11 protein-coding genes are annotated in these 13,174 nt (G+C 69.3%); all 11 read left to right on the top strand.

Features of this window, described 5'->3' with window-relative positions:
- Nucleotides 1-2 precede the first annotated feature (2 nt).
- The gene (locus U8525_RS26725) at nt 3-1,325 is read left to right on the top strand and encodes a DUF4105 domain-containing protein (RefSeq protein ID WP_374269339.1); all 1,323 of its coding nucleotides are present in this window, start codon (nt 3-5) and stop codon (nt 1,323-1,325) included.
- 50 nt (nt 1,326-1,375) lie between these two features.
- A protein-coding gene (prfB, locus tag U8525_RS26720) for a peptide chain release factor 2 (protein ID WP_374269337.1) occupies nt 1,376-2,498 on the top strand; the annotation gives its coding sequence in 2 pieces (ribosomal slippage) (nt 1,376-1,444 and nt 1,446-2,498; 1,122 coding nt in all).
- A 153-nt stretch (nt 2,499-2,651) separates the two neighbouring features.
- A complete protein-coding gene (locus U8525_RS26715) occupies nt 2,652-3,299 on the top strand; it encodes an RNA polymerase sigma factor (RefSeq protein WP_374269336.1) in 648 nt (215 codons plus the stop codon).
- Complete coding sequence (locus U8525_RS26710; RefSeq protein ID WP_374269334.1) at nt 3,296-3,676, top strand: anti-sigma factor; 381 nt, start codon at nt 3,296-3,298, stop codon at nt 3,674-3,676. Before U8525_RS26715 ends, U8525_RS26710 begins: the two co-directional genes overlap by 4 nt.
- Nucleotides 3,677-3,748: 72 nt before the next feature.
- Nucleotides 3,749-5,308: a lysine--tRNA ligase gene (gene lysS, locus U8525_RS26705; protein WP_374269332.1), complete on the top strand. Its 1,560-nt coding sequence runs from the start codon at nt 3,749-3,751 to the stop codon at nt 5,306-5,308.
- A gap of 12 nt (nt 5,309-5,320) precedes the next feature.
- The gene (locus U8525_RS26700) at nt 5,321-7,690 is read left to right on the top strand and encodes an FtsX-like permease family protein (protein WP_374269330.1); all 2,370 of its coding nucleotides are present in this window, start codon (nt 5,321-5,323) and stop codon (nt 7,688-7,690) included.
- Nucleotides 7,691-7,692: 2 nt separating this feature from the next.
- On the top strand, nt 7,693-8,367 hold the full coding sequence (locus U8525_RS26695; protein WP_374269328.1) for an ABC transporter ATP-binding protein: 675 nt from the start codon (nt 7,693-7,695) through the stop codon (nt 8,365-8,367).
- A gap of 76 nt (nt 8,368-8,443) precedes the next feature.
- Nucleotides 8,444-10,912, top strand: a complete 2,469-nt coding sequence (bamA, locus tag U8525_RS26690; RefSeq protein WP_374269326.1) for an outer membrane protein assembly factor BamA — start codon at nt 8,444-8,446, stop codon at nt 10,910-10,912.
- Between the two features lie 119 nt (nt 10,913-11,031).
- Nucleotides 11,032-11,595, top strand: a complete 564-nt coding sequence (locus U8525_RS26685; RefSeq protein WP_374269324.1) for an OmpH family outer membrane protein — start codon at nt 11,032-11,034, stop codon at nt 11,593-11,595.
- A gap of 15 nt (nt 11,596-11,610) precedes the next feature.
- Nucleotides 11,611-12,675, top strand: coding sequence for a UDP-3-O-(3-hydroxymyristoyl)glucosamine N-acyltransferase (lpxD, locus tag U8525_RS26680; RefSeq protein ID WP_374269322.1), 1,065 nt, complete (start codon nt 11,611-11,613; stop codon nt 12,673-12,675).
- Nucleotides 12,672-13,142, top strand: coding sequence for a 3-hydroxyacyl-ACP dehydratase FabZ (gene fabZ, locus U8525_RS26675; protein ID WP_374269320.1), 471 nt, complete (start codon nt 12,672-12,674; stop codon nt 13,140-13,142). The genes lpxD and fabZ overlap by 4 nt, the downstream gene beginning before the upstream one ends.
- The last annotated feature ends 32 nt before the right edge of the window (nt 13,143-13,174 follow it).

Raw genomic sequence — 13,174 nt, 5'->3', positions numbered from 1 at the left:
CGATGCCCCGCCTGTCGTCTCTCATCGTCGCAAGCCTGCTAGGTCTCCTGCTGACCGCGTCCTCCGCGCGCGCCGCGCCCGTGCCGCCGTGGGGCACGGGCGAGAGCCGGGGCGAGGACCTGTCCATCTGGCTGGTGACCTTCAGCCCGGGCGACGACGTCTTCTCCTGGTGGGGCCACGGCTCGCTGGTGGTGGAGGACCGCGCCCGGAACCTCCAGCGGCTCTACAACTACGGGATGTACTCGTTCGACGACCAGACGGTGATCCACTTCGCCAAGGGGCGCCTGGAGTTCTGGGTCGGCGAGTCGAGCGTCAGCGGCACCTTCCGCCTCTACAAGTCGCTGGACCGCGACGTGCGCGTCCAGGAGCTCAACCTCACGCCCGAGCAGCGCGTGGTGGTGGCGAAGAAGCTGGCGGACAACGTGCTGCCGGAGAACCGCGACTACCTCTACGAGCACTACAGCGACAACTGCGTCACCCGGCTGCGCGACATGATCGACGTGGCCGTGGACGGCCGGCTGGCGGAGGCGGAGAGGGCCCCGGCCCGCATGACGCTGCGCGAGCACACGCGGCGCTACACCGCCGTGAGCCCGCCCATGAGCTTCCTGCTCGACTTCATGATGAATGACTCCATCGACAAGCCCATCACCCGCAGGGAGGAGGCCTTCCTCCCGGACGAGCTGGAGCAGCAGGTGGCGGAGCTGAAGGTGCCGGGGCCGGACGGGCAGCCGGTGTCGCTGGTGGAGAAGCAGTGGGACTACTACGCGTCGCCCACGCGCCCGCGGCCTCCCGCGCGGCCCCCGAACTTCGGTCCGGCCATCCTCGCGCTGGGCGTGCTCCTGGGCGGCGCCGCGCTGGGCCTGGCCGCGTGGGAGCGCAAGGGCAGCCGCGCGGCGCGCATCCTCCTGGGGCTGGAGAACATGGTGCTGGGCCTGGTGCTGGGCATCCCGGGGCTCGCGCTCGTGGTGATGTGGGCGGGCACCAACCACGTCGTCACGCACCACAACGAGAACCTCTTCCTCGCCAACCCGCTGACGCTGCTGGCCGTGCCGTATGGCCTGCGCCTCACCTGGAACAGCGCGAAGGCGCGGGCGCGGCTCAAGTGGGTGTGGGGGCTGCTGGCGGCCACCGGCGCGCTGGGGCTCCTGCTGAAGGCGCTGCCCTGGTTCGACCAGGACAACTGGCGCGCCATCGCGCTCATCCTGCCCATCTCCCTGGGCATGGCCGGCGCCTTCTGGCTGGACCGGCTCCGGGCGCTCGTGCCAGGAACGGCGCGCACGCCGCCGCGTCAGGATGCGCCGGCGGCCTCGCTCAAGGCCTCCTGAAACACCCTGACGTTCCCACCTGTTTTGAAACGAAGGAGACGACGAACACCATGGCCAACGATTCGATGGAGAAGATCCAGGCCCTGAAGGAGCGCCTCAACGCGCTCCGGGGGCATCTTTGACCTCGACCGCAAGCGGTCCCGCATCGCGCTGATCGAGCGCGACTCCACGCAGCCCGACTTCTGGAACGACAACACCAAGGCCCAGGGCCTCCTGAGGGAGAAGTCCACGCTGGAGGCCAGCGTGGGCGCCTTCGACAAGACGCTGCGCGGGCTGGATGACGCGCAGACGCTGCTGGAGCTGGCGGCGGAGATGAACGACCCGGCGAGCGCCCAGGAGGCGGAGGGCTCGCTCGCGTCGCTGGAGGCGGAGGTCGCGAAGCTGGAGCTGGCGCGGATGCTCTCCGGGCCGCAGGACCGCAGCAACTGCTTCATGGACATCAACGCGGGCGCGGGCGGCACGGACTCCATGGACTGGGCCGCCATGCTGCTGCGCATGTACACGCGCTACGGCGAGACGAAGGGCTGGAAGGTCGAGCTCAGCGACGAGGTGCCGGGCGAGGAGGCGGGCTTCAAGAACGTCTCCCTGCGCATCGAGGGGGAGAACGCCTACGGCTACCTCAAGGCGGAGGTGGGGGTGCACCGGCTGGTGCGCATCAGCCCCTTCGACGCCAACGCGCGCCGGCAGACGGCCTTCGCCTCCGTGGACGTGTACCCGGAGGTCGACGACAGCATCCAGATCGACCTGCCGGAGAAGGACATCGAGCTGAAGTTCATCCGCGGCGGCGGCGCGGGCGGACAGAAGGTCAACAAGACGTCGTCCACGGCGCAGCTGCGCCACCTGCCCACGGGCATCATCATCACCTGCCAGACGGAGCGCTCGCAGTCGGCCAACAAGGACATGGCCTTCAAGATCCTGCGCGGCCGCCTCTACGAGCTGGAGATGAAGAAGCGCGAGGCCGAGCGCGACGCGGCGGAGGCGGCGAAGAAGGACATCTCCTTCGGCTCGCAGATCCGCAGCTACGTGCTGGCGCCGTACCGCATGGTCAAGGACCTGCGCACCGGCGTGGAGACGGGCAACGTGGACAAGGTGCTGGACGGCGACCTGGACGAGTTCGTCACCGCGCAGCTGCTGGGCGTGAAGAACCCCAACCGCAACGCCTCCATGGACTGACGCCTTGGTCCCTGCCGGACGCCTCCCAACCCTCCCGGGCCGTCGAGGACCGGGAGGGTTCTTCATGTCCGGGAACCTTTTCCCGGGGCCGGTGTCAGGGGGCGGGGCAGGGTGGTGCGGTAGGATGGGGTGGGCCTGAGACGGGAGGCACGGGTGTCACCGGGCGGAGTGCTCGACGTCGGACAGCGGACACTGGCCACCGGGGCCAGTCCCGACGCGCGCCCTGAAGACCCGCGCCGCGAGGAGCAGGCGCTGCTCGTCCGGCTGCGTCGCGGGGAGCCGGAGGCCTTCGAGGCCCTGGTCCACCAGCACCAGGACCGGCTCTACGACTTCTGCTTCCGCATGCTGGGCGACCGCGAGGAGGCCCACGACCTGGTGCAGGAGGTCTTCGTCAGCGTGCACCAGCACGTCCGCCGCTTCCGCGAGGACTCGCGCCTGTCCACGTGGCTGTTCCGCATCTCCAAGAACCACTGCCTCAACCGGCTGAAGTACCTCCAGCGCCGGGGGCGGGGCCGCTCGGACGTCTTCGACGAGGTGAGCGCCGCCGCCATCGCGGAGGGCGGCGGCGCGCCGCCCCAGCCGGACGCCGCCCTGGACGCGGCGCGTGAGCGGGCCCGGGTGCAGCGGGCCATTTCCCAACTGGACCCCGATGCGCGCATGCTGGTGGCGCTGCGAGACATCGAGGGCCTGAGCTACGACGAGATCGTCGACATCACCGAGCTGCCCGAGGGGACCGTGAAGAGCCGGCTCCACCGGGCACGCGAGAAGCTGGCGGACCTGCTGGGGCGCTTCGAACCATGAGCGGCGGCGGGTGGAGGTCAACGGACGTGCAACCGCGATTGGATCACCGAGAGGCGAAGGCGCTGTTCCTGGCGCTCGCCGACCAGGAGCTGCCGCCCCCCCAGGAGCAGGCGGTGCGCAGCCACCTGGACGGCTGCGAGGAGTGCCGGCAGGGGTGGGACCGGTATGCGCGCGGGGTGGAGCGCGTGCGCGCGGTGGAGCGGGAGCGGGCCCCGCCCGCGCTCGCATCGCTCGTGGCCGCCCGCGTCCGCCGCCAGCGCCGCTTCGGCCTGCGCGGCCTGCACCTGGCGCATGCCCAGCACCGCTTCCCCGTGGAGATCCTCATCCCGCTGCTCCTGGCCGCGGCGGTGGGGGCATTTCTTTTGATGTCTTCCTGATGCCCCCTCCCTGATGCGTTGCGTACCGGGGGCCGCTTGGCTAGCGTGCCGCGCCTTTCACAAGAGCGCGTCATGGCCGACAGCGATAACAAGACCCCCCCAGGTGAGAAGAGCGGTGAAGCGGCGGATCTCGGCTCCAAGGAGCAGGAGATCTACCAGCAGCGGTTGGACAAGGCCGAGAAGTGGCGGGCGGCCGGCTTCAACCCCTACGGCAACGGCTACACCCCCAGGCACCGGGCCGCGGACATCCTGGCGACGCACGCGAACCACTCCATGGAGGACCTGGAGAAGGACGCCCCCGTCTACGACGTCGCCGGCCGCATCGTGGCCATGCGCTCGTTTGGCAAGGCCGCCTTCATCAAGCTGCGCGACCGCACCGGGGAAATCCAGGCGCACGTGAAGAAGGACGCGCTCGGGGACCTCTATGAGGTCTTCAAGCAGGTGGACCTGGGCGACTTCGTCGCGGTGGAGGGCCCCGTCTTCCGCAGCAAGACGGGCGAGCTGTCCCTGTCCGCCACGAAGTTCGTGCCCCTCACCAAGTCCCTGCGCCCCATGCCGGAGAAGTGGCACGGCCTCACGGACGTGGAGATCCGCTACCGCCAGCGCTACCTGGACCTCGTCTCCAACCCGGACGTGAAGCAGGTCTTCCTGAAGCGCAGCAAGCTGGTGAGCTTCATCCGGAGCTTCCTCGACGGCCGCGACTTCGTCGAGGTGGAGACCCCGATGATGCACCCGCTGGTGTCGGGCGCGGCGGCGCGGCCCTTCATCACGCACCACAACACGTACGACGTCGACCTCTACATGCGCATCGCGCCCGAGCTCTACCTGAAGCGGCTCGTGGTGGGCGGCATGGAGCGCGTCTACGAGATCAACCGCAACTTCCGCAACGAGGGCGTGAGCACCCGGCACAACCCGGAATTCACGATGCTGGAGTTCTATCAGGCGTACGCCACGTACGAGGACCTGATGAACCTCACCGAGGAGATGCTCTCCGAGGCCGCCCGCCACGTCACCGGCGACTCCAAGGTGAAGTACGGCGAGCACGTCATCGACTTCGGCAAGGGCTGGAAGCGCATCCCCATGACCGAGGCCATCCGCGAGGCCGTCCCCGGCCTGTCCGACAAGGACATGGTGGACGTGGACCGCCTGCGGCAGGAGCTGCTCAAGACGGTCCACTCGGAGGTGGAGCGCCGCGCCGTGGACGCCATGAACCACGGCGAGCTGGTGGGCGCCCTCTTCGAGGCCCACGTCGAGCACACGCTCATCCATCCCACCTTCATCACCCAGTATCCCACCGCCGTCTCCCCGCTCGCCCGCCGCAATGACCAGAACCCGGAAATCACGGATCGGTTCGAGCTCTTCGTCGCGGGCCGGGAGATCGCCAACGCCTTCTCCGAGCTGAACGACCCCCTGGACCAGAAGGGCCGCTTCCAGGCCCAGCTGGACGCGAAGCAGCGGGGCCAGCAGGAGACCATGGACTACGACGAGGACTACATCCGCGCCCTGGAACACGGCATGCCGCCCACGGCCGGTGAGGGCATCGGGATTGATCGCGTCGCCATGTTGTTCACGGACGCCGCCAGCATCCGTGACGTGATTCTCTTCCCCCTTCTCAAGCCGCTGGCGAAGTAGCCACGAGGCCTCGTGCACCCCGCCGAACGGCAGACCGACTATCGCTGGCCCCTCCTGTGGGCCGGTGCCCTCGTGGCCCTCGTGGGAGCCATCCTCCTGGGGGTGGCCATCTCCGAGTCCGAGGCGTGGGCCGAGGTGGCCGGCGCCCTGGGCCTCTCCTTCGTGGGGTGGGGCGGGCTCGTCCAGTCCTTCGATGCCGGGGCGCTCGCCCTGGGCGCCCAGAAGGCGGTGGCCGTGGCCGGCCCCAAGGCGCTGGTCGCCGGGACGCTCGTCTGGCTGGCCGGCTGGGGGCTCATCGCCGCCGGCATCCGCCGCGCGCCGGCCTCCGCGGAGGGGCCCAGCCCGGCCGCGGGCGCCCCCCTGTACCCGCGCCTGGCGCGCTACCGGGACTTCTACTGGAGCACCCTGGGCGCCTACGGCGGCGGCATCCTCCTGGCGGAGCTGGTGCTGCTGCTGCTCCAGACCGTCCTCTCCAGCGGCGTGCCGTCGGACCTGGGCGGCGCGGCGCGCGAGGCGAGCGGGGGGCTGACGCTGCCGCCCACCATCGCCTTCGCCATCGCGTTCATCGTGAGCATGGGCGTGGCGTTCGTGTCCGGCTTCGTGGGCGCGTCCCGGGCGCAGCGGCTGTCCTTCCCGGAGGCCACCATCGGCGTGTTCTACCTGGGCCTGCCGGTGCCCATCCTCCTGTCGCTGATGGAGCGCGTGCCGTCCCTGCAACTGGCGCTGGGCTACCGGCTGCGCGAGGTGACGTACGTCGCGGGGCTCATCGGCCGGCCGGAGCTGGCGTACTGGCTCGTCTTCGCCGCGCTGGTGCTGGCGCTCGTCCTGGGCATCAACACGGGGTTCATCGCGGCGGGCAGCGGCCGGGTGGACCTGCGCCTGGGCTTCGAGCTGTTCGTCGCGCGCCGGCACGTGGCGGTGTTCCGCCCGTCGCTGCTGTTGGGCGCGCTCGCGGTGCTGATGTTCGGCATCATCCCGCCGCTCATCGTCTACTTCATCATCCGCGGGGCGGAGGCCGCCGTGGAGCGCACGCGCGTCAGGGCCCTGGGGCTGGCGGATCCGCTCGCCGCCGCGTCCGCGCAGCACCGGATGAAGCTGCATGAGCAGTCGCCCACCATGATGATGACCGCGCTGTCGGTGGGCGGCGTGGGCGTGGGCGTGATGGCGCTCATCATCGTGCTCAGCGTGATGAGCGGCTTCGAGGCCGACCTCCAGCAGAAGATCCTGGGCACCAACGCGCACGCGGTGGTGTCGCGCTACGCGGGCGACCTGCCGGACTACGACAAGGTGATGCAGCAGGTGAAGCGCGTGCCCGGCGTGGTGGGCCAGACGCCCTTCATCATCAACCAGGTGATGATCGCCTCCGAGGGCAACGTCGACGGCGTCATCATCAAGGGCATCGACCCGAAGTCGGTCGGCACGGTGACGGACCTGCCGCAGAACATCCTGCCCGGCGGCGACCTGGAGCACCTGGAGCACCCTGACAGGATCCTCCCCAGCAGCGCGGTGGAGGACGCGGAGGAGCGGAAGGGCGCGGAGGAGGAGGACCCCATCATCGGCAAGCCCTCCAAGCCCGCGAAGCCCACGGTGCTGCCGGGCATCATCATCGGCCGGGAGCTGGCGGCGTCGCTGCGCGTGGTGGTGGGGGACCGGGTGAACGTCGTCTCGCCCCTGGGGACGGAGCTGGGGCCGTCCGGGCCCATCCCCAAGAGCCGCGCGTTCCGGGTGGCGGGCGTCTTCTACTCGGGGATGTACGAGTACGACTCCAAGTTCGTCTACATCCTGCTCAAGGAGGCGCAGGACTTCTTCGCGGTGAAGGGCGCCACCGGCATCGAGCTGAAGGTGGCGGACATCGACGACGCGCGCCGCATCGCCAACCAGGTGGTGCGCGTGCTGGGCGGCTACCCCTACCGCGCGCGCGACTGGGGGGAGATGAACAAGAACCTCTTCTCCGCGCTGCGCCTGGAGAAGCTGGTGATGGGCATCATCCTGTCCATCATCATCATCGTCGCCGCGGGCCTCATCGTCGCCACGGTCATCATGCTGGTGCTGGAGAAGCGCAAGGAGATCTCCGTCCTCAAGGCGCTGGGCGTCCCGGACGGCGGCATCGTGAAGATCTTCCTCGCGGAGGGACTCCAGATTGGCGTGGCCGGCGGCTTCCTGGGCCTGTTCTCCGGCCTGGCGTGGTGCCTCTTCATCGAGAAGGTCGGCATCAAGCTGGACCCGGAGGTCTATTACATCCCCGCGCTGCCGGTGCGCATCGAACCGGTGCAGACGGCGCTGGCGGTGGTCATCGCGGTGCTCGTCACCTACCTGGCGTCCATCTACCCGGCCCTCAAGGCGAGCAGCGTGGAGCCGGTGGAAGGTCTGAAGGCGGAGTAGCCATGGCGCTGTTGTCCATCCGCAACGTCTTCAAGAGCTACTTCCTGCACGGCAAGCGCATTGACGTGCTGCGCGGCGTGTCCCTGGACATCAACGCCGGCGAGCTCGTCTCCATGATTGGCGCGTCCGGCGCGGGCAAGAGCACCTTCCTGCACGTGCTGGGCACGCTGGACGCCCCCGCCGCCGGTGAAGTCCTCTTCGACGGCAGGTCCGTCTTCTCCATGAACGACGCGGAGATCGCCGAGTTCCGCAACCGCACCATCGGGTTCGTCTTCCAGAGCCACTACCTCCTGCCGGAGTTCACCGCGCTGGAGAACGTGGCCATGCCCGCGCTCATCCAGCGCAGGGACCGCGGCCCCGCCTACGCCTACGCCCGTGAGCTCTTGGAGCGCGTGGGCCTGGGCAGCCGCGTGGACCACCGCCCGGGAGAGCTGTCCGGCGGGGAGGCCCAGCGCGTGGCCCTGGCGCGCGCGCTGGTGCTCAAGCCCGCGGTGCTGCTCGCGGACGAACCCACGGGCAACCTGGATCCCACGACAGGCGAGGGCATCCACCAACTGCTCCGGGACGTCAACCGGGACCTGGGCATCACCGCCGTCGTCGTCACGCACAACGAGACGCTTGCTCGCTCCATGCCCCGCCGTCTGAGACTCGCCGGCGGGCAGGTGTCGGAGGCCTGATGGCCACTCGCTTTTGGATTGAGGGGCCCTCCCCCCATCCCGTACATTGCCCCGCCTTTTCCTGGCCGGACTGCACTTGAGGCTCACCGTTCTGCGCAAGTCATTGCTCCCGCTGCTGGCGGTCGCCCTGTGGGCGCTCGGGCCGGTTCCTGCCTACGCCCAGGTGGACGTGGACGCGGGCTCGCCCGCCGTCGTCCCCCCGTCCACCCCCGCCGCCACGCCCGTGTCGCCTCCGGACGCGGGCACCTCCGCCGGCGCGGACGTGCCGCTGGCCGAAGCTCCGGAGGAGGGGGGGGACGTCTCTGCCTCGGACCGCGTGGTGGAGATCCGCATCGAGGGCAACCGCCGGGTGGAGTCGGAGGCCATCCGCCGCGTCCTGCGCACGCAGGTCGGTGACCCGCTCACGCGCTCCGCGGAGGACCTCCGCGCCATCTGGGCCCTGGGCTACTTCTCGGACGTGCAGCTGCTCGCGCAGCACCTGGCCAACGGCATCGCCTACGTGGTGCGCGTGGCGGAGCGCCCCACCATCCGCGCCGTGCAGCTTCAGGGCAACGAGGAGCTCAGCGCGGACGACCTGAAGGAGCAGCTGGACCTCAAGGCCGGCACCATCCTCGACATCGAGGCCGTGCGCGCCACGCAGAAGAAGATCCAGGAGAAGTACGTCGAGAAGGGCTACTTCCTGGCGGAGGTGACGTACCGGCTGGAGCCGGTGGAGAACGGCGCCGCGGTCAACGTCGTCTACGTCATCAACGAGCACTCGAAGGTGATGGTGCGGCAGATCACCCTCCAGGGCGCGGAGCAGGTGTCTGCGGACGAGCTCAAGGCGGTGATGATCACCAAGGAGGGCGGCTTCCTGTCCTTCTTCACCGGCGAGGGCACCTACCGCGAGGAGGCCTTCCAGCGCGACCTCGCCGTCATCCAGATCGCCTACTACGACCGCGGCTTCATCAACGTGCGCGTGGACAAGCCCACCGTGCAGCTGTCCGCGGACAAGCGCGACATCTACATCACCCTGCACATCACCGAGGGTGAGCCGTACGACATCGGGAAGATCGACTTCGCGGGGGACCTGGAGCGCCCGCCGGAAGCGCTGCTGAAGCTGATGAAGTCGCGCCCCAAGGAGCGCTTCAACCGCGGCCAGCTCTCCACGGACATCTCCAACATCTCCGACGTGTACTTCGACAAGGGGTACGCCTACGCCAACATCAACCCCGTGACTTCCGTGAACGCGGAAGACCGGACGGTGGACCTCACCTTCGACATCCAGAAGGGTCCGCTCGTCAACATCGAGCGCATCGACGTCGTCGGCAACACGAAGACGCGCGACAAGGTCATCCGCCGCGAGCTGCGCGTCTACGAAGGCGAGCTCTACAACGGCACCGGAGTGAAGCGCAGCCGCGAGCGCGTCACCGCGCTGGGCTTCTTCGAGACCGTCGAAATCACCCAGCACCCGGGCAGCTCGGACAACGCCATCGTGCTGCAGGTGGAGGTGAAGGAGAAGGCCACCGGTACGTTCCAGGTGGGCCTCGGCTTCTCCAACGTGGAGAACTTCATCTTCACGGCCCAGGTGTCGCAGAACAACTTCCTCGGCTGGGGCCAGAGCGTGTCCGCGTCCGCCCAGATCTCGGGCCTGCGCTCCCTGGTGCAGCTGTCGTTCTACGACCCGTACTTCCTGGACACGAACTACCTGCTGTCCGCGGAGTTCTTCCGCGTGCAGGCGGACTACGAGGGCTTCATCCGCAACTCCACGGGCGGCACCGTCTCCCTGGGCCGCCAGCTGGTGGACGACGTGCTCGCCACCGTCGGCTACTCGCGCGAGTACGTGGACGTGCAGGCGGGGCAGGGCATCGGCGCGGTGCTGCTCGCCAACCAGTTCCAGTCCGGCGTCACCAGCGCGCTGCGCCTGTCCGTGTCCTGGGACCGGCGCGACAACCGCCTCTTCCCGTCGCGCGGCTTCATCCACTACGGCTCGGTGGAGACGGCGCCCTCGTTCCTGGGCGGCACGTTCCTCTTCAACCGCTACACCGCGTACTCGCGCCTGTACTTCCCCCTGCCGCTGGGCTTCGTCTTCAAGACGAACGCCACGCTGGGCTACGTGCAGCAGCTGGACTCCAGCAAGCCGCTGCCCATCAGCGAGCTCTACTACGTGGGCGGCATCAACACGATCCGCGGCTACTACCTGCGCAGCATCAGCCCCACGCTGCTCGTGCCGCGCGCGGACAACCCGGACGCCAACGTCACCGAGTTCCGGGTGGGCGGCAACAAGCAGCTCATCTTCAACTTCGAGCTGGAGTTCCCCATCTTCGAGAAGGCCGGCCTGCGCGGCGTGCTCTTCTACGACGCCGGCAATGCCTTCGGCTCCAACGAGAAGTTCTTCGAGGACCGCCAGGACAAGCTGCCCCTGGGGCTCTTCCACTCCGCGGGCTTCGGCTTCCGCTGGTTCTCGCCCATCGGGCCCCTGCGCTTCGAGTGGGGCATCCCGCTGACCAAGCGGCCGTCGGACGACCCCATCCTGTTCGAGTTCACCATCGGTAACTTCTTCTGATAGGCATCGACCCCAGCCGCCTTCCCGGCCGGCCTCCCTCCACCCCCCGGGGTGGAAGTGAACAGGCCGGGAGGGTGGACGTCGGAGCCTGCAGCACCCTTTCCGAGGAGCCGTAACCCATGTCGCTTCGAAGCACCCTGGCGGCCACCGCCGCTGTCCTGTCGCTCGCCCTCCCGGTGGCCGCTTCCGCCGCCGAGCTCAAGGTGGCCTACGTCGACCTGCAGCGCGTGCTGCTGGAGGTGGACGATGGCAAGGCCGCGAAGGCCCGTCTCCAGAAGTGGCTGGAGGACCGCCAGAAGGAGATCGACAAGGAGCAGGAGACGCTCCGCAAGGAGAAGGAGACCCTGGACAAGCAGGCCAGCGCCATGAGCGAGGCCACGCGCACCCAGAAGGCCACCGAGCTCCAGAAGAAGGTGATGGAGCTGGCGCAGAAGTACGAGCGCAGCCGCGCCGAGGCCGCCAACAAGGAGCGGCAGGAGATGGAGCCCATCGTCAACCGCATCGACCAGGTCATCGCGTCCATCGCGGAGCGGGACGGGCTGGGCATCGTGCTGGACAAGCGGGACTCGGGCATCGTCTTCGCGCTGTCCCAGTACGACATCTCCAACGAGGTCGTCCGCAACTACAACAGCACCAAGAAGCCCGCGGCGCCGACGGCCAAGGACGCCCCGGTCAAGAAGTAGGCGCCGGACACCCCCGTGCCTTCCGCACCCAACGCGCACCGGCTGGGGGACATCGCCGCCCACGTCCGGGGTGAGCTCTTCGGCGACCCCGGACTGCTCGTCCATGGCCTGAACGGCCTGGAGGAGGCCCTGGCCGGGGAGGTGTCGTTCTACGGCAATCCCCGCTACCGCCGGCAGTTCGAGGCCACCCGCGCCTCGGCGGTGCTGGTGGGGCGGGAGGTCCCCGCTCGCGACGGGGTGGCCCTGGTGCGGGTGGCGAACCCGCACCTGGCCTACGCGAAGCTCCTCGCCCTGTTCCATCCGGCCACGCGGCCCCCCGCGGGCATCCACCCGGCCGCCCACGTGCACCCGGAGGCCACGGTGCACCCGGAGGCCACGGTGAAGGCCGGGGCCGTGGTGGAGAGGGGCGCCCACGTCGGCGCCCGCACCGTGCTGCACCCCGGCGCCTACGTGGGCGAGGACGCGCGCGTCGGCGACGACTGCGTGCTCTACCCGCACGCCACGGTGCGCGAGCGGTGCGTGGTGGGCTCGCGCGTCATCCTCCACGCCTCGGCGGTGGTGGGCGCGGACGGCTTCGGCTTCGCCTTCGACGCGGAGGGCGAGGCCGGCCCCCGCCACTTCAAGATTCCCCAGGTGGGCATCGTCCGCATCGAGGACGACGTGGAGGTGGGCGCCTGCACCTGCATCGACCGCGCGACGGTGGGTGAGACGGTGGTGGGCCAGGGGACGAAGCTCGACAACCTGGTGCAGATCGCCCACAACGTGCGCGTGGGGCCGCTGTCGCTCATCTGCGCGCAGGCGGGCGTTTCGGGTTCGGCGGAGGTGGGCACCGGCGTGGTGCTGGCGGGGCAGGTGGGCGTGGTGGGGCACATCCGCGTGGGAGACCTGGCCAAGGTGGGCGCGCAGTCCGGCGTCGCCCATGACGTACCGGACGGCCAGGTGGTCAGCGGCAGCCCCGCCATCCCCCACAAGGACTGGCTGCGCGCCAGCGCCGCGTCGGGACAGCTGGCGGACCTGCTCAAGGAAGTGCGCGCCCTTCGCAAGAGGGTGGAGCTGTTGGAGAAGGAGAAGGGCGGATGATGGACATTGGCGAGATCCAGGCGCTGCTGCCGCACCGCTACCCGTTCCTCCTGGTGGACCGGGTGGTGGAAATCGTGCCGGGCCAGAAGCTCACGGCGTACAAGAACGTCACCATCAACGAGCCCTTCTTCAACGGCCACTTCCCGGGGCACCCGGTGATGCCGGGCGTGCTCATCCTGGAGGCGCTCGCCCAGGCGACGGCCATCCTTGCGTATAAGACGGAAGCCATGGACCCGACGCGGCTCGTCACGTACTTGATGGGCGTGGACAACGCGCGCTTCCGCAAGCCGGTGGTGCCCGGGGACCGGCTCCAGCTGGACATCGAAGTCATCCGCCACAAGGGCGCCATCTGGAAGACGAAGGGCGTGGCGTCGGTGGATGGCGCCAGGGTGGCGGAAGGGGAGTTCCTCGCCACCGTGGTGGACAAGAACAAGGCCGCCAAGGGCGACGAGGGCGCGGCGCCGTAAGGCGTGTCACGCGCGCTGCTGAGGAGAGAAGG

Source organism: Corallococcus sp. RDP092CA, from assembly GCF_041903675.1.
Lineage (GTDB): Bacteria > Myxococcota > Myxococcia > Myxococcales > Myxococcaceae > Corallococcus.
The sequence above is the reverse complement of the archived record's forward strand: the minus strand, read 5'-3'. Positions and strand labels throughout refer to the sequence as shown.